The following is a 16,934-nucleotide window of genomic DNA, read 5'->3' as shown; positions in this document are numbered from 1 at the left end:
TATTAAAGAAATACTTAGGTTACAGATCCCAAAAGCTCTTCGGTTTGGCGCCGCCTGTGTATTCAATAACAACCATATCGGGTGATTTATTGATGACTTCAAGCATTTGAGCCCCATATTTTCCTGGTCTATAAACTTCGCAGGTCGCTGTGGTGCCGCTATTAATGGCGGTTATTGTGGCAATACCAAGGTTGGTTCGTTCTTCAACCTGTTTGCCTGTGGCCGGATTGCGTACATAATTTAGAATGTAAATTTCAACTGCATCACCTGGTTTAATTCCATGGTCAGAGCCACCCCATATTTTAAACGATTTAAGCACTTCCTGCTTTTTCTTCATCTCTTTTTCACCTACTGCCATAAACTTAAAACGTTGGGGAAAGTAAGCTGCAATTAGCCTTCTGGTTATCCCATCAATACTGGCGTACGAGTTGCCTTTTGAAAGTGCTGTTGTTCCTCCTGAACCTATGATATTGATTGATTCAGCTACCTTGATCAGGGACGTTTGTACTTCAATGATTTTGAACGACAAACTGATTGTAGTTTGATAGCTCTGAAGCTTATGATCATAAGAGTTGTAAACCGGGTTAGAGGATGCTCCTGTGATGTGACCGGTTATAATATATTTAGCACCAAGCTTTGCTGCTATTTTTACTACATTATCGGTATTTACTTCTTTAAAACGTTCTTCAGCGCTTATTGCTCCAAACCGGTTACGTTCCGCAACGTTAAATCTTGTGGATCGTACAAACCCCGATTCCACCGCATTTCCTACGCTTTGAGCATAATCATAATCATAGCCGGTAGCAGACGTAAACGGATAAATGGCTACATTATCTTTTGATGGATCACCCGCTAATGGCTGAATGCTTTCTCTGGTATCCATTGGTGCTGCAACCGATGGTTTTGCCATCGTTTTTGTTGTGGCCGGTCCAGTTCTTTTTGACTTGGTTTGAGAAAATGAAAAGTAAGCAGTAGAAGTTAACAGTACTATAATCGAAAGTAAAGATTTGAGCATAAAAGTTAAAGATCAAGCGGTTAAAAGATAGATAGTTGATTTAAGATCAAAAATAACCGCAGCTCAAACGCTTATCAATAGTTAGTTCTAACTATATTGGTATATAGATTTTATTACAATAACGGCTTGATTTATAAAGTAATCATCTTGATGCTTTCTTATAAAAGACTACACCCAAGATGATCATGATCGAACCAATGCCCAGGCCTAAAAAAAAGCCATAAGCATCACTGTCTAAATAATAAGTTAATTGGGGGTTTGCCGGATCGTAATAAATGATAGTCTTTTCCCCAATATGTGCACCTGACGTTGTAGCCTGTACCTCGTAAGTTTGTCCGTTGGTGGCTTTAAACTGATAGATTCCATAAATACTTTTGTCTTTGAACGAATCATGCGTTCTGCTTTTAGTTTTATTAAAGACTACCAAAGTACGAACCACTGTTGCAGTTGCCTTTGCGCCGGTTTTTTTCAGGTAATTGTTTTTATTGTTGTCTGTAATAATGAGTACAATTATGCCTAACCCGGCAACCAACGCAAGTAAAGAAAATATTCTATCCCACTTGTTCATATTTTAAAGTATCGTTTAAATTTAAGTCAGATGGTTAATCACGCAGCTAAGTTGCTGCGCTACGTGCAGTATCAGAATGGTTTTGGCAAACAGCAATAAGTAAAAGCTAAGAACTTACTGAACGTTTAGTAAACCTTTTTAAAGTCGCATTCTATCAGTTGATATGCATCTTCCATCTTTTTTTAAACTGTTTTTAGGTTTTATCATAGTCACCCGCTTGCCCATTAGACTTACAGGAAATGATAAATCTAAGAAACGAAAACAGGATTTTAATTCGTGTTGATTGCATAGATAAGGCTGTTATTTGTTGATGAAAAAGACGTATGCGTTTAATTAAGCGGGTTATGGACGGTTAGGGTATCTGTTTGCCCTAAAGGCTTATTGTCATCTATAGGATATAAATATTTAGTAACCACTATCTTCTGCCGGTCTTTCTTTAACCGCTCATAAGTTATCCGGGCTATTAAGTCGTTCGAATAGCCTTCGAGCGTCCGGTTGTCATTGTCCCGGGCCGACTCGTACAGGTGATCGCTATAATCTACAAACATCCGCTTCTTGTAAAATAAGAGGGTGAGATTATTCACCGTGTCCATGTTTTTGAAGTGATAGCGTGAGCTGGTATACGTGCTTAACTTTGCCAGCAGATTTTTGGAAGATTGGTTGCCATAATTAGAAACCTGGTAATACTGCATCACATCCCTGGTGCTGAAATAGTTGGTGTCTAACCTTTCGCCTGTTAAAAAGCGCTCGTTAAACTCTATGCTTATGGGTTCTATTTTTAAGGCTGCATGCCTGTTGCAGCTCAGCGTAGCAAAACCAAGTAAAGCGAAGATCGTTCCCGCAAAAGTTTTAAGTATCATTTGAATATTTACCTGGTTACCTTGCCCGATTTAATTCTTGTCCAAAACACATAACCTTTCTCTCCGCTCACGGTTTCCACCTGCCACCATTCTCCAATATTATCAAGCACCTTAATATGTTCGGCATTTTGGATTTGCCTGACAATGTTCGACGTTTTACTTTTAGACTCCCTCAAGTTGGTGAAGCCATCATTGTCCTGTATAATGTTGGCTTGGTACTGTGAGTTGATCAATTGTTGTATAGCGTCTATCTTCGATTCTTTTTCGTCGTAAAATGTTGGATCTCCCGACTCATCGAGCCTTTTGTTTTGCAGATTGTAGTGGGTCAGGCGTACCGAATTTTCTTTAGCTAGCCGGGCTGCCTTCAACTGCTGGTCAGAAACAATAAAACCGTGTTGAAGCAGTATCTTAACGGCATTGAAATCCTCTTGGGTAATGGCTTGCTCAAAAGCCTCGTTTAATTTTAGAGGGCTAATATGGTACTTGTTAAGAAAATAAGTTAGCCAACTACTGTTTACATAGGTGTTGCTATTATCAAATACTTCATAATTAATCAGGATGGAAAAATCTTCCGTGTTTAACTGATCGCCTTTATGTTGCTGCTCAAAGCGGGTTAACTTAGCCTTGAATTGTTTGATGTTTGGTTCATCTTTGTTTAAATCCTTAGGTGAAAAGGCTGTTGTACTGCCTTCGGTAAACAGGTCGCTTAGTTGTAAAACCGGTCCGGTAGTTGAAGGGTTTTCTGCATCTTCGTGAAAGCAGGTTGTAAACCTGTTCCAGTCTTTAAGTTGGTAAGTGATGGGTTCCGGATTCTCCGGATCATTGGTGATGTCGCTTAAGGTCTTCTTTTGCTCGTCTATCACTATCCAGCCTATTGTATGCGCTGTACGGGAACCACCGTTAGGTGGAATTGATAACTGAACCCGCAATTTTTTGTCATCCGTACTTTCAATTTCTGCAGTAAAATTGCTTTTAAACGGAGATTTCCAACCCGAATGTTTGATTAACACCTGCAGGCTTTGCGCGCAACCGACCACTTCCGTTGCTTCCTGAGGTTGTTTTCGATTATTGCAACCGCAGGACGTAAGCCAAACCAAATGTATCACCATTAGCAACATAAAGGTTGGTTTATAAATATCGGCTTTAATCATAACGGCTTGATCGGTAATTACTTCATAGAAGAAGCATTCACGTATTTACCCATGGGAACAGTATTTTTAGCTAAATGTTCATCACCGCTTCTGCAGCAAAAATTCAGAAGCAGTCACATGATTTAGAGTTAGCCTATAACTATAGAATGGGGCAACGTAGTAATGGCTTTGTGTCAAACTATGCGAAAAAACTATTCGAGTTTAAGGTCCAAAAGGCAAGCGCTTATTTCCTTTAGATAGCATGTCCATCTTGATGCAGTAGCCTGAGGTGTTTGCCAGACAAAAACTGGCAGACACTTCAGAAAGGCTATTACCGGTACCAATTTTACAAGCAAATGCTTTCCCGTATCAGCACAGAAAAGCATTAAAAAACCTGTTATTTTTCTGAACTAACGTCGGCTGATTGTGCGTTGGAGTATACTGCGCGCGGATAATCCGTATAGCCGTTTTCGCCTCCGGTATAATAAGTGTCACGATCACTTTCAGACAGGGGGAGGTTATATGTAAAGCGTTCAAAAAGATCAGGATTGGCTATGAATGGCGTACCGAACGATACAAGGTCAGCGTTGCCTTCTTTCAAAATTTCGTTTCCTGTTTCCTGCGTAAAGCCAACATTAGCCATTAGCCGGCCACTGTAATTTCTGCGAAAATGGCTGAAGTAATTGTCCAATAATACTTCTAAGGACGTTCCCGTTAAATCGTCCGCCGGTCCTGCTATATGCAGGTAGGCAAGGTTGTAGTCGTTTAGTTTTTTAAGAATGTACTGAAACAGAGGAATGGTTTCTTCGTCTGGGGTAACGATACCTACGTTGCTGATAGCTACAGGTGTAAACTTGATAGCTACGCGATTACTATCCCAAACTTCTATTATAGCATCCAGTATCTCGAATATTATACGTGCACGGTTTTCCAAACTACCGCCGTATTCGTCGGTCCTGTGATTGGTTGCCAGGCTCAGGAACTGCGGGATCAGCATCCCCGATTGCGCATGTACCTCAACGCCGTCAAATCCGGCCGACCTGGCATTTTTAGCGGCTTGCTTATAATCTTGTATGATCTGTTTAATTTCTGTAACGGTTAGCTCACGTGGGGTTAGCGTATCTTTGAAGCCTTTTGGGGTAAAAGATTTGGTTTGAGGATTTATAGCAGAAGGCCCTGCAGGCAGTTCGCCGTTCAGATGATCGGGATGGGAGGCGGAGCCGATATGGCCAAGCTGGGAGAAGATAAGACCGCCTTTATCGTGTACGGCTTTGGTTACCAGTTTCCATCCCTCCACCTGTTCTTGCGTATAAATGCCGGGTACGTTAATAAAGCCTATAGATTTTGGACTGACCCACGTACCTTCACTTAAGATTAATCCTGCTGATGCGCGCTGGGCATAATACTCGGCCATTAAAGGTGTCGGAACTAAGCCTGCATTGGTAGCCCGTCCGCGGGTCATAGATGCCATCACCATCCTGTTTTTTAATTTCAGATCTCCTAATAGGTATTCCTCCATTAGAGGTTGCACTGTATTTTTCATCTTTTTTTTGGCAAACCTCGTGCATATCGTGTTGCGGTACAATATGGGAGAAACTAATGCCATAGGGATAAATTTATCCCCTGTACCTAATTAAGATGCAATGCCTACTTTTGAGTCAAGAGAACCAGTTATGTACGAAAGAAAGATGCCCCTGACGATTGATTGTGGCCTGCACCTGACCAAGGAAGTATTGAACGGCAAATGGAAGCCGGCACTGCTCAACGCCATCTCGATGGAGATAAAGCGACCAAGTGAAATCCTCCGGCTATTACCCGGTGCCACCCGACGGGTGCTGAACGTACAGCTGAAGGAACTCGAGGAACATGGCATGGTAGAAAAAAAAATCTATCCGCAGTTACCGCCTAAGGTGGAGTATTCTTTAACACAGATTGGCTGGTCATTAATGCCTATAATAGATGCCTTGAACCACTGGGGAGATGCCAATAGGCAGTTTTTAGAAACTGTAATCATCCAAGATCCTAAAATAACGCAGGTGTCAAAATCAGTGTGTCAAATTTATCGGGTTGAACCTTCACCGGCCTCTAGTGCCTCGAAAAATTAACAGCAACCATCAGTAATTAATGCTTGCCTGCCGGAGGTAATAGTGCATGGTAAGCTTTCTATACACTATTCATTAATAGCAGCCTTATCTTTCAGACGCTGTAATAATTTCTCCCGGTATTGGCGTATAGTACCTTCTTTATCCTTTTCTAATTTTTTAATCACATCCTCGGCACCAGGAGGATTGTATTTCGAACCCCAAATCATTAACTCCACAATAACAGGAATCAGGTCAATGCCTTTTTCTGTAAGGCTATAGACAAACTTGTTCTTCTTTTCAGTTGAAACTGTGGAATTTATAAACCCGGTTGTCTCCAGCAGCTTTAACCTATCCGCTAGGATATTGGTAGCGATTTTTTCTTCAGAAGCCAGAAAATCACTATAACTAGCTTTGTTAGTAAATATCAAATCTCTTAAGATCAACAATGCCCATTTATCGCCCAGGTAATCTAGTGAATAAGCTATCGGGCAGTTTGATCGATGCTGAATTTCTTTCATGACATCTAAATGTTAAATTATACTTGCAATTTGCAAGTATAATGATCTATCTTTGTTTTGCTTGCAAAATGCAAGTAAAAGTAACATTTAATTTCAATATCAAAACAATAAACATCATGAACATTACAAGCAAAACAGTTCTGGTAACCGGTGGTGGTTCGGGAATTGGCTATGCCACAGCAAAATTTTTAAGTGAAAAAGGCAACCGGGTAATTATCTCCGGACGCAATGCTGACAAGTTGGAAAAAGCTGCGGAAGAATTAGGCGTTAAATACATAGCCTGTGATGTGACCGATGCAGATGCAGTTAAGAATCTTGTAGCCAAATTGGAAGCTGATTATAGCGATCTTAGTGTATTAATCAACAATGCCGGGGTAGGCTTCGTTTACAAACTTGGTGAAGGTGCAAACGCGGTTGAGAAATCAAGACAAGAATTTGAGACTAACTATTTTGCCCCTGTTAGATTGATCGAAGCTTTGCTGCCGCTGCTAAAAAAGCAGCCTGAAGCAGCTATTGTAAATATTACGTCTAATGTGGCGTTCCATCCGCTGGTGGTTTTACCTACCTACTCCGATGCTAAAACAGCTTTGCATTCGCATTCTGTAGCCTTGCGTTTAACACTTTCCACAGATACCAATATCAAAATCTTTGAGGTAATGCCGTCGCTTATCAATACAGATGCCACCAGGGATATGGGTGGTGAGCAACATGGCTTACCGCCAGTAGTGGTTGCCGAAGATATTTATAAAGGAATTACAGAGAACCGTTATGAGATTTATGTGGGGGAAGCCGGCAAGCAACATGACGACTACTTTGCCGACCCTGAAGCAGCTATAGCTAAGTTTAATCAGGGACTTTATTGAATTAAAAACTAAGCACAACACCAATCAGGAGCTGCCGCCTACCCATAAGTGCTATTTATGCGTAATCCTGTACTCAATGTTGTGTTTTTCTGTAATAAGGAACTTTTACGGCTATCGAAAAAGTGTTCTAGGCTTTAGTTCTCTTGTAGTTACGAAGCACTTTGAAGGAAATCATAATCTTGTTGATATGGCCACCTGGTGTATTATCAGTGTGCTAACAATGTACGTCAGATTGGAGCCATTGGCAAGATTTCCAAACCCACATCAAAAAAAAAACCCCTCAGACGTTAATCTGAAGGGTTTTTAAAGTGGGAGCTACTGGGTTCGAACCAGTGACCCTCTGCTTGTAAGGCAGATGCTCTGAACCAGCTGAGCTAAGCTCCCATCGTTTTGGGACTGCAAACATAGAGTGTTTTTTCTTTTCTTCAAAATATTTTTTCAAAAAAAATAAAAGTGCCTGATTATCCGCGAATTAATTTTTACGGGCTTACTGCATGGCTTTAAAACATCCTGCACATATAGCGTGTTATACCAATAAACACTCACTACTATGACTGATAGCTTCAAAAATACCACCGACGGTAAATACGAGTTTACGCTCAATTACTCTGAACGCGAACTTACTTGCCATGTAGAACGTGAAGGCGATATCCTGCACGTGCATATTGATAATAACATCAATGCAGACCTAGAGTTGCTGCCCGACGGAACCATAAGGCAATTGTCCGGATCTGAGCTTCCTGAATCTAACCTGGATTATATACGCCGCATGGTGTTAGATGACGGTAATATCGACTCAGGTAAAGGCTCGGGTATATAATTTGTTAAGAAGAGCAACCCGGTTCGTCAAGGTTATAGAACCTGGTTTGGCATTTCGTAATCTAACACATTCACATATCATGCAAAAGCAGGGTTTATAAATAGCCCTGCTTTTTTTTCATATTTGCTTATGCTGCACCTATCCAATACTATCCGTTTTTTGCTTTTGTTTCTTTTGTCGGTTGCTGTTTTATACATCTCGCAATCGGTACTTATTCCACTAACTTATGGTGCCGTACTGGCTATGTTGCTTATGCCCTTTAGTAACTGGCTTGAAAGGAGGGGGCTAAACCGGGGGCTTTCTTCGTTTGTAAGCTTACTCTTTTTTTTTCTGCTTGTAGTTGGCCTGGTTTTGCTGTTGCACTGGCAAATTGGTGATTTGTTAAAAGATTTTTCTAAACTACAGGCGCAGTTAAGCGATTTATTTGATCAGTTGAAGCATTTTGTGCGTTCGCAATTTGGCATTACTACCCGCGAGCAACAGCAAATAATTAAAGAACAAAAATCGGGCGGGATGGAAAAAGCTGCAGGGATGGCCTTGGGTACTGTTATTTCAACTTTAAGTTTATTGGTGAGTGTGGTGCTGGTGTTGGTGTATGTGTTTTTGTTCCTTTACTTCCGTTCTCATTTCAAAAACTTTGTGCTCAGACTTGTAGCCGTAGAGAATAAACCTGTGGCTGAGAAAATCATGTACCGGGCCAGTCGCGTAACGCAGCAGTATATAACGGGCCTTGCTGTTATGATTGTTATGCTTTGGATTATGTATGGCATTGGTTTTAGCATTGTAGGTATCAAAGGCGCTATATTTTTTGCCATTTTATGTGGCATACTGGAAATTATTCCTTTTGCAGGGAATATTACAGGTACTTCTATTACGGTGCTTATTGCCTTTGCGCAGGGCGGTGATATTAACGTAGTATTTGGCGTGCTTATAACTTATGCTATTGTACAGTTTACACAAACCTACGTGCTGGAGCCGCTGATAGTTGGTAACCAGGTTAATTTAAATCCGCTATTTACTATTTTAATAATTGTTGTAGGAGAGGCTATTTGGGGCATTGCCGGTATGGTGCTTGCCATACCGCTGCTGGGTATGTTTAAGGTACTGTGTGACCATATAGAGCCACTAAAGCCATACGGATACCTTATAGGCAACCAAAGCGCCAAAGAAGACAAGAGCATGTTTAAAAAGCTATTTGGTATAAAAGAAGATTAGCTCAATACTTCTTCCAGCACTTCATGCGAGCGTATGTAGCCGAATCCTTCAATGTGAAGGGCATAGTATTCCAGCAGCCGGGTTATGAGGTAGCGGCGCTCGTCATTACCTAATTTAATTGTTTTTAAATTGTCGAAGCCGCGGGCTAATAGCTGGTAAAAGTTTTGCGTATGCGGTGGCGAAAGAAAAAGACTGCTTTCGGGTTTAAAACGGGTAAAAACGCCGTTGCGCATGTCAAAATAATCGGCATCCGTAGCGGTGCTGTTATCCGGGTAAAAGCCCAGATAGCGGGTAAGCCCAATTAAAAATACGAGGTGAAAGTTGGGCAACCCTTCATTTAGGTTATCCAATAGCTCAACACTTCTAAAAATATACTCGAATAATTGTTCGTCGGGCGTTTGCTGTTTGATGGCTTTGTACAATACTTCGTTCAAAAATAAGGCGATACTGCTTTTTACTACATCGTAAGGCATGTGCTGTAGTAGTGGCACATTTTTAAGTTCTTTGATACGTTGTACGGCACCTGTATTTTTATGATACACCACCAGATCGAGCAAATGCAGGGGCTGCAGCATATTGCGTGATATTTTAGCCTTTGGCTTTTTTACACCATTAATGATGTAAGATTGTAACCCAAATTTCTCGGTCAGGATCTGTACTATGGCGCTGGTTTCGCCGTAGTCAGTTAACTTAAGTACAATGCCTCTGGTTTTATGCAGCATGTTTTATAAGGCTAATAAGCTTGGGTAAAAAGATAACAAGGCCGGTTGCCAACGCAAAAAATGCGGTTATCAGCACAGCCGCTGCCGATATATCTTTCACATGCCCCGCCTTTGGGTTGTACTCCGGCGATACGAGGTCTGTTAAAAGCTCTATGGCGGTGTTAAGTAGTTCTACTAATAACACCAGGGTAATGCAAAGGCTAATCCAAAGCCACTCAGTCGCCGAAATGTGTAGCGAGTAGCCCATAAACACGGCTAAAAGCATAGCCACCAAATGCACTCTAAAATTAAGCTGTGTAAGCATAGCATACTTTAGCCCCGTAAATGCATAGCCAAATCCCTTTAAAAATTTATTCATACCCGGCACTAAAATACAACAACAAATGTCCTGTAAGGTTAACTGTTAAATTTTGTTAGGCCGATAAAATTCGTTGCCGGATTCCTAGTTAACTTTGCATCTGTTGCCCCATGTGGTAATGGATTTAGTTTTAAAGTATAGATGTACTTATTTAACAAATTAAAGTAATATCGCATCCGCAATAAGTTTGAATTTGATAAACTGTTGAACATTTAATATGGATTTAAAACTTACCCATAAAGTAGCACTTGTGCTGGCTTCGAGCAAAGGCTTAGGCAAGGCAATTGCCACAACACTGGCTATGGAGGGTGCAATTGTAATTGTTGCCTCAAGAAATATTGATGAACTCACTGACGCAGCTCAGGATATTGAGGAGCAAACCGGTGTCTCCGTTACCGCTATTGCTGCTGATGTAACTAAAGCTACCGATACGGAAAACCTGATTAGCCAGGTGGCCGAAAAGTTTGGCCGGATAGATATTTTGGTAAACAATGCAGGCGGGCCACCCTTTGCGGCGTTTGAGACATTTAACGAAGAACAATGGCAAAATGCCTTTGATCTGAATTTGCTGAGTTTTGCCCGGTTGAGCAGGCTTGCTTTGCCGCATATGAAGAAGACAGGAAGCGGCCGTATCATCAACATCATTAGCGGGTCAGTTAAATCCGTTCTGGCCAACTCGGTGCTTTCAACCAGTATGCGTATGGGTGTTGTAGGCATGGCTAAAATGATGGCTGACGAACTGGGGCCTTACAATATAACAGTAAACAACGTAGCGCCAGGCATGATACTTACCGACCGCCTAAAGCACACGCTGCCGCCCGGTAAGAATGCTGATGAAGCGTTGAAAGAACGGGCCGCTAAAATACCATTGGGCCGTATTGGTGAGCCGCATGAGCTGGCCGCTTTAGTAGCTTTCCTGGTTTCGGCGCAAGGCTCGTACATTACCGGCACAACCATACCGGTTGATGGCGGTGCCAGCCGGAGCATTTATTAATTATAGGCAAAGCGCCAGAGGCAATTGTCAGGAAACTTTTTCGGGCAGTTGCCGCTTGTAATCCTCCCGCCAATCAATATAGCCTTTTAAGGCAAGTAAGGCATATACGCCAAACATAAAAGCGGTTGGCTGCAGGTCTTTGCTAATATAGATGCCTACATATATAACATCCACAAAAATCCAGATAAGCCAGTTTTCCAAAATTTTGCGGGCCATAAATACCTGCGCTGTTAAGCTAACAACAGTACAAAAACTATCCAGGTACGGAAAAGCCGCTGGTTGATAATGTAACACCGAAGATAGTTTGACCAATAAAAAGCCTAAGGCTGGTGATACCAGCGCTGCTACTAAGAGCAAGGTGACAACCAACTTTTTATTAATTCGCACAACGGGAACCTTATGGGTATGAGCAGGCTGCCTGCTCCAATAATACCAACCGTAAATATTAATTACAAACAGATAAGCGTTCTGGCACATATCGGCATACAATGCTGCCTTAGCAAAAATGAAAATGTAAATGGCGGTGTTAACAATTGCAAATGGCCAGTTCCAAATATTATTGATGGCAGCCAGATAAACGCATAGGAGGCCTGTAACAACGCCGGTAAGTTCGAGCCAGCTTTGTTGGTGAAGCCAGTCGGCTATAGCGAAATAAAGATGCATGTGTAAATTTATAAATTTAAATAAGAGTTTATAAGCGTCATCATGAGGGTTATAGGTCGTGATAATAGCTCGCTCACTCGCGTTGCCAACGGCTGTGTGATTTTGATACAAAATTCTACTTATTGTATGTTTTAAGGTACATGTTTTTCAAAATTGTGTCTGTTTTTATGGAATTGTTTCAAAAAGAGTACAGCAAAATTTAAGCAGTATAAATATTTCGAAATAATTTTTGGCTGTTCAAAAACCTATTTAAATACCCTTTTAATGCTGTTAGATTTTATTTTTAAGAAAGTTTTAGAAGTGTTTTAGTGGATCTTTTTCAAGCTTTATGAGAAGGTTAACACTAATTAAATTATTAAAAGTTAGGTTTTTTGAGGGTGTAATGGTTTGATAATTAACCGTTAATTATTGAGGAGGGCTTAAATCTAATAAACGGTTATTGGATTTTTATGGATGAAAATGTCAAATGATTGACTTGTATATGGTATTACTAAAATGAAGGTGACAGCTGGTTTTTAAAATTTGTGGCTTCACTTTTGTTATTATCTTAACGACTCTGCATCTAACTGAAAAACGAATAAAATGTAACATCTACCTATGTTACAACATATTTAAAGAGAATTCTCAAGCACCCAAGTTGAGATGATTTTGTTCTTTGTTTTGGGTTTAATCAATAGTTTAAATTAATTAGGGGAAAGGGAGCTTCGAAAGTAGCTCTCTTTTTTTATGCCGAAAATTTAGGTTAAACCCTTTTCTTGTTGTATCGTCAAAATCTACATAGTTGGTAGATTATATAGATGCTTTTCATTTACTTTGCTGCCACCATATGTTAATCTCTTACATGAAGAAATTATTTGCTTTCACCTTTGTAGCCCTGTTGTTTTCAGTCTCGGTATTTGCTCAAGGTAAATTAAAAACAGGAATTTGGCGCGGCGTGTTAAAGCCGGCCGCCGGCGAACTGCCTTTCAACTTCGAAGTGAAAGATACGGCAGGCCGTCAGCAATTAACCATCATTAACGCAAACGAGCGGTTTAAGGTAACAGATATAAAATTTAACGCCGACTCTGTATTTATAAATATGCCGTTGTTCGACTCTGAGTTCAAACTGCAGCAACAAGGTGGTGGTCTTACCGGTCAGTGGATTAAACACCTGGGCAATAGGGACGCCGCTACGCCCTTTACGGCCACCTATGGTGATAAATGGCGTTTCTTCAAATCGCCCGAGAAGCCTTTCCTTAACATCTCAGGCCGGTGGTCGGCCGTGTTTGGTGAAGGTGCCGACCGTGATACTACAATAGGGGAGTTTAAGCAAACCGGCAACCGCATTACTGGTACCTTTTTAACTACCACTGGCGATTACCGTTATCTGGAGGGGAGCGTTAGTGGCAACAAACTTTACCTGTCCTGCTTTGATGGCGGCCACGCATTTCTTTTTACCGCAACTATTAAAGATGGGCAAACGATAACCGATGGCCGTTTTGGTACAACACCGTGGGCAGCCGTAAAAAATGACAACGCCAAACTACCTGATGCATACTCATTAACCGTTTTGAAGCCGGGCTATAAACGAATTGATTTTTCTTTTCCGGATCTAAACGGACAAAAGGTTTCTTTGAATGACGCTCGTTTCAAAAATAAGGTAGTGATATTACAGGTAATGGGTTCATGGTGCCCTAATTGTATGGATGAAACAGCATACTTAGTAAACTACTACAAAAAGTACCACAACAAAGGCGTTGAAGTTGTTGGACTGGCTTATGAACGTACAGCCGATTTTGAGAAATCAAAAAAAGCCGTAACGCAGGAGAAAAATCATTTTAACATACCTTACCCTCTGTTGCTAACCGGTTACACCAACAACAAAAAAGAGACCGCTAAAAGTCTGCCTATGCTCAGCAATTTTTTAGCGTTCCCTACCACCATTATAATTGATAAAAAGGGCGAAGTACGGAAAATTTATACTGGCTTTAGCGGCCCCGGTACAGGCGCTTATTACACCGGGTTTGTAAACGAGTTTGAGAGGTTGACAGATAATTTGCTGGCCGAAAAGTAGTACTTCCTCAGGTTTTTAGCTGTAGGATTGCCGTTAATCTTCATCAAAGATATCATTGGTAATGATAGTGGAAAATCTTTTCGGAACAAAAGGGTTATTGGTCTTCCACTCCGAAAAGATCTCTCATTTATTCAAAATGACTCACGGATTTGTTTAAGCCTTCCTTTCAAAAGAATTTTACAAGGTGCTGTCAAGAAACAAACTTTCCTTAATCTCCGGAATTATTTCGTGCTCTTTGGCTTTGTCAAACATCAGTTGTATAGCCTTTTTGCCCTCAACTCCAAAGTCGAGCGAGTATTGATTTACATATAAGTCAATGTGCTTGTACATTACCTCCTCACTCATTTCCTGCGCGTGCGAACGGATAAAATCCAGCCCCGATTTTGGATTGGCAAATGCATATTCAACCGAGCGGCGCAATACACGGTTAACTTTGTGCTGCACCTGTACCGGTAATTTACGGTTGGCTACAATACCGCCAAGTGGTATAGCACACCCTGTTTGTTTTTCCCAGTAATCACCCAGATCCAAAATTTTCTTCAGACCCTTGTCTTGGTAAGTAAAGCGATTTTCGTGGATGATGAGTCCAACTTCAATGCGGTCATCCAGCAGCGCTTGCTCAATATCCGAAAAAACAATCTCCTGTTTATTAACTGCATTTGGAAAAGCCAGGCTCAGCAAAAAGTTTGCGGTAGTGTATTTGCCCGGTATACCAATGCGAATGGTGCGGTTTTCGGATTGCAGATCGGCGTAAGCTTTTTGCTCATCACCCTTGCAAATTAATAACGGCCCTACGCCAAAACCAAGGGCGCTGCCGGCATCAAGCAATACATACTTGTTGGCCACATAAGCAAATGCATGGTAGCTTAGTTTGGTAACATCCAATTCGCCACGCATCGCTTTGTGGTTTAAGGTTTCTACATCATCATAAAACACCTCAAAATCTAAACCTTCGGTGTCAATTTTATGATGAATAAGCGCATCAAAAATAAAAGTATCGTTGGGGCATGGCGAAAAGCCTAGTGTTAATTTCATAACGTTTTAGTTATAGGGATGTGTTGCAGGTTATGGGCATTAATGTTACAGCTTTTTAAAAACATCAAAATATGCAACACACAATTCACAACCCGCGGAGTAACGCTTCTGCAAATGTATTGAGATTTTTAATGGCTAAACCTATTTTCCAGGCATCGCGATTGCGCTTCTCTACATAATTTGACACTGCCCTGATTTGCAAAGCAGGCACACCAGCCTGCTGGCAAGCATAAAAAAAGGCAGCGCCTTCCATGCTCTCCAGTTGCAGGCTAATGCGCTGTTGAAGGTTTGCGATGGATGTATCGTTGCCATGAACGGTATTCACCGTAGCTGCAGTTACCTGCCTAACGGCTTGCCGGGAAGAATATTGAGTGAGGCGGGCATGGGTTGTATAAGTTATTTGCCCAAATCCTAAAGCATCCAGCGTGATAAAGTCTTGGTCATTTTCGGCGCCTGATTCGGTAAAGGTATCCTGGGTTATCTCTACCACCTCTCCTAAAGCAATATCCCTGTCAAAGCTACCGGCTATGCCTAAGTTTATAGCCAGATCATACTGCTTGGTAGCCAAATGCTGCCCCAGTGCATAAGCGGTTGCCACCATGCCAACGCCGGTAATGAGGGTATGAAATGCGGTTTCGTTAGATTGGGATGCATTAAATGAGGAGCGGACGAAGGATGATTCGCCATCGACAGACTTTTGCAATTGATTTTTAGTCTTTTCCGTATTGCATAAATCCTCTTGCTCGGTACTTCGTTTTCCGTTGTTCGTTCCTAAAACGCCACTCTCCAGCAAAGGGCCTATTTCCTCACGTGTGGCGGCCACCAGCAATATATTCATGCAGGCTAAGATAAAACAACTTGCCTGTTTTTGTTTTGTATATTTGCACCCAATAATTGTTATGATGATACATATAACGCGCAAAGAGCATTTTAATGCTGCACACCGGATGTACCGTGAGGAATGGAGCGCAGAAAAAAATCAGGAAGTATTTGGGAAGTGCGCCAACCCTAACTGGCACGGGCACAACTACAATTTGTTTGTTACCGTAAAAGGCGAAATAACGCATGCTACCGGTTATCTGATTGATTTAAAAGAGCTCAAAGAGATTATTAACGAGCATGTAATTGAAAAGCTTGACCACAAGAATCTGAATAAGGATGTTGACTTTATGCAGGGTAAAATGGCATCAACCGAAATACTTTGCATCGAAATATTTAACCAGTTAAAAGCGCCTATTGAAGCTTACGAAGGTGTTTTTTTACACTCTGTAAGGCTGTTTGAAACCGAAAATAACTCTGCCGAGTACTTTGGCAACTAATACAATTTCATGATTGACGACGACGACAACCTGCCCGACCGGAACGAAGGTATAGAAGGTTATCAAAAAATTGACCGCTATAATCCTGAGCTGATCACTAATTTATCCGGCAGCTACCACAACGTACTAAAGCAAATAGGGGAAAACCCCGACCGTGAAGGATTGCTTAAAACGCCTGAACGTATGGCTAAAGCTATGTTGTACTTAACCCATGGGTATGATTTAGATGCTAAGGAAATACTAACATCAGCTATGTTTAAAGAGGAATATAGCCAGATGGTTGTGGTAAAAGATATTGAAGTGTACTCTATGTGTGAGCACCACATGCTGCCATTTTTTGGAAAAGCACACGTGGCTTATATTCCTAATGGCCACGTAGTGGGTTTAAGCAAGATACCACGGATTGTTGATGTGTTTGCACGCCGCTTACAGGTGCAGGAGCGCCTAACCAACGAGATTCGCGATTGTATACAAGATACTTTGCAACCCTTAGGCGTTGGTGTAGTAATTGAATGCCGGCATTTATGCATGAGCATGCGCGGCGTACAAAAGCAAAACTCGGTAACGACCACTTCGGCCTTTAGCGGAGAATTTTTTAAAGAGAAAACCCGGACGGAATTCTTAAATCTGATAACCAGTAAATTAAGTTAAAAAAGAGCCAAAAAGCAGGTAACCAAAGTGCCAAGAAGGCAACTGAGCCGTGCTATTGAGACAACT

Annotated in this window: 19 protein-coding genes and 1 tRNA gene; 8 read left to right on the top strand and 12 right to left on the bottom strand. The window is 41.3% G+C overall.

The window, feature by feature from the left end:
* Window positions 1-19 precede the first annotated feature (19 nt).
* The 5 genes from ABDD95_RS22150 to ABDD95_RS22130 all read right to left on the bottom strand — a co-directional run bounded on the left by ABDD95_RS22150 (window position 20) and on the right by ABDD95_RS22130 (window position 5,116).
* Complete coding sequence (locus ABDD95_RS22150) at window positions 20-910, bottom strand: CsgG/HfaB family protein (RefSeq protein ID WP_345949541.1); 891 nt, start codon at window positions 908-910, stop codon at window positions 20-22.
* Window positions 911-1,157: 247 nt separating this feature from the next.
* Window positions 1,158-1,583, bottom strand: coding sequence for a DUF3592 domain-containing protein (locus tag ABDD95_RS22145; protein WP_345949540.1), 426 nt, complete (start codon window positions 1,581-1,583; stop codon window positions 1,158-1,160).
* Between the two features lie 329 nt (window positions 1,584-1,912).
* A complete protein-coding gene (locus ABDD95_RS22140) occupies window positions 1,913-2,443 on the bottom strand; it encodes a hypothetical protein (protein WP_345949539.1) in 531 nt (176 codons plus the stop codon).
* A gap of 8 nt (window positions 2,444-2,451) precedes the next feature.
* The gene (locus ABDD95_RS22135; protein WP_345949538.1) at window positions 2,452-3,594 is read right to left on the bottom strand and encodes an SH3 domain-containing protein; all 1,143 of its coding nucleotides are present in this window, start codon (window positions 3,592-3,594) and stop codon (window positions 2,452-2,454) included.
* Between the two features lie 376 nt (window positions 3,595-3,970).
* Window positions 3,971-5,116, bottom strand: coding sequence for an alkene reductase (locus ABDD95_RS22130; RefSeq protein WP_345949537.1), 1,146 nt, complete (start codon window positions 5,114-5,116; stop codon window positions 3,971-3,973).
* A gap of 130 nt (window positions 5,117-5,246) precedes the next feature.
* On the opposite strand from ABDD95_RS22130, the gene ABDD95_RS22125 reads away from it, so the two are divergent.
* Complete coding sequence (locus ABDD95_RS22125) at window positions 5,247-5,678, top strand: helix-turn-helix domain-containing protein (protein ID WP_345949536.1); 432 nt, start codon at window positions 5,247-5,249, stop codon at window positions 5,676-5,678.
* A gap of 65 nt (window positions 5,679-5,743) precedes the next feature.
* Here ABDD95_RS22125 and ABDD95_RS22120 read toward each other — a convergent pair whose 3' ends face one another.
* On the bottom strand, window positions 5,744-6,175 hold the full coding sequence (locus ABDD95_RS22120; protein ID WP_345949535.1) for a helix-turn-helix domain-containing protein: 432 nt from the start codon (window positions 6,173-6,175) through the stop codon (window positions 5,744-5,746).
* Between the two features lie 116 nt (window positions 6,176-6,291).
* Here ABDD95_RS22120 and ABDD95_RS22115 point away from each other — a divergent pair, with 116 nt between their 5' ends.
* Window positions 6,292-7,038, top strand: coding sequence for an SDR family NAD(P)-dependent oxidoreductase (locus tag ABDD95_RS22115; RefSeq protein WP_345949534.1), 747 nt, complete (start codon window positions 6,292-6,294; stop codon window positions 7,036-7,038).
* A 309-nt stretch (window positions 7,039-7,347) separates the two neighbouring features.
* On the opposite strand, the gene ABDD95_RS22110 is transcribed toward ABDD95_RS22115, so the two are convergent.
* Window positions 7,348-7,422: transfer RNA gene (locus tag ABDD95_RS22110), tRNA-Val, on the bottom strand.
* Between the two features lie 166 nt (window positions 7,423-7,588).
* On the opposite strand from ABDD95_RS22110, the gene ABDD95_RS22105 reads away from it, so the two are divergent.
* Complete coding sequence (locus ABDD95_RS22105; RefSeq protein ID WP_345949533.1) at window positions 7,589-7,858, top strand: hypothetical protein; 270 nt, start codon at window positions 7,589-7,591, stop codon at window positions 7,856-7,858.
* 129 nt (window positions 7,859-7,987) lie between these two features.
* The gene (locus ABDD95_RS22100) at window positions 7,988-9,073 is read left to right on the top strand and encodes an AI-2E family transporter (protein WP_345949532.1); all 1,086 of its coding nucleotides are present in this window, start codon (window positions 7,988-7,990) and stop codon (window positions 9,071-9,073) included.
* Here the strand turns inward: ABDD95_RS22100 and recO are convergent.
* Both recO and ABDD95_RS22090 read right to left on the bottom strand, forming a co-directional pair.
* The gene (gene recO, locus ABDD95_RS22095; protein ID WP_345949531.1) at window positions 9,070-9,795 is read right to left on the bottom strand and encodes a DNA repair protein RecO; all 726 of its coding nucleotides are present in this window, start codon (window positions 9,793-9,795) and stop codon (window positions 9,070-9,072) included. The genes ABDD95_RS22100 and recO overlap by 4 nt on opposite strands.
* Window positions 9,785-10,153, bottom strand: coding sequence for a diacylglycerol kinase family protein (locus tag ABDD95_RS22090; protein ID WP_345949530.1), 369 nt, complete (start codon window positions 10,151-10,153; stop codon window positions 9,785-9,787). Before ABDD95_RS22090 ends, recO begins: the two co-directional genes overlap by 11 nt.
* A 217-nt stretch (window positions 10,154-10,370) precedes the next feature.
* Here ABDD95_RS22090 and ABDD95_RS22085 point away from each other — a divergent pair, with 217 nt between their 5' ends.
* Window positions 10,371-11,147 (top strand): SDR family oxidoreductase, encoded by a 777-nt coding sequence (locus tag ABDD95_RS22085; RefSeq protein WP_345949529.1) that lies wholly within the window; start codon window positions 10,371-10,373, stop codon window positions 11,145-11,147.
* A gap of 27 nt (window positions 11,148-11,174) precedes the next feature.
* Here the strand turns inward: ABDD95_RS22085 and pnuC are convergent, their stop codons facing one another.
* Entirely contained in the window at window positions 11,175-11,810 is a 636-nt protein-coding gene (gene pnuC, locus ABDD95_RS22080) for a nicotinamide riboside transporter PnuC (protein ID WP_345949528.1), read from the bottom strand.
* 841 nt (window positions 11,811-12,651) lie between these two features.
* Between pnuC and ABDD95_RS22075 the strand changes: the two genes are divergently transcribed.
* Window positions 12,652-13,863 (top strand): TlpA disulfide reductase family protein, encoded by a 1,212-nt coding sequence (locus tag ABDD95_RS22075; RefSeq protein WP_345949527.1) that lies wholly within the window; start codon window positions 12,652-12,654, stop codon window positions 13,861-13,863.
* Window positions 13,864-14,040: 177 nt separating this feature from the next.
* Here the strand turns inward: ABDD95_RS22075 and ABDD95_RS22070 are convergent, their stop codons facing one another.
* A complete protein-coding gene (locus tag ABDD95_RS22070; RefSeq protein ID WP_345949526.1) occupies window positions 14,041-14,898 on the bottom strand; it encodes a 1,4-dihydroxy-6-naphthoate synthase in 858 nt (285 codons plus the stop codon).
* A gap of 85 nt (window positions 14,899-14,983) precedes the next feature.
* Complete coding sequence (mqnB, locus tag ABDD95_RS22065; protein WP_345949525.1) at window positions 14,984-15,736, bottom strand: futalosine hydrolase; 753 nt, start codon at window positions 15,734-15,736, stop codon at window positions 14,984-14,986.
* Between the two features lie 64 nt (window positions 15,737-15,800).
* On the opposite strand from mqnB, the gene ABDD95_RS22060 reads away from it, so the two are divergent.
* Both ABDD95_RS22060 and folE read left to right on the top strand, forming a co-directional pair.
* Window positions 15,801-16,217 carry a 6-carboxytetrahydropterin synthase gene (locus tag ABDD95_RS22060; protein WP_345952123.1) on the top strand — a complete coding sequence of 139 codons (417 nt, stop codon included), beginning with the start codon at window positions 15,801-15,803 and terminating at the stop codon, window positions 16,215-16,217.
* A gap of 9 nt (window positions 16,218-16,226) precedes the next feature.
* Complete coding sequence (gene folE / locus ABDD95_RS22055) at window positions 16,227-16,868, top strand: GTP cyclohydrolase I FolE (RefSeq protein ID WP_345949524.1); 642 nt, start codon at window positions 16,227-16,229, stop codon at window positions 16,866-16,868.
* Window positions 16,869-16,934 lie beyond the last annotated feature (66 nt).

The sequence above is a fragment of the Mucilaginibacter sp. PAMB04274 genome (assembly GCF_039634385.2).
Lineage (GTDB): Bacteria > Bacteroidota > Bacteroidia > Sphingobacteriales > Sphingobacteriaceae > Mucilaginibacter.
The sequence above is the reverse complement of the archived record's forward strand: the minus strand, read 5'-3'. Positions and strand labels throughout refer to the sequence as shown.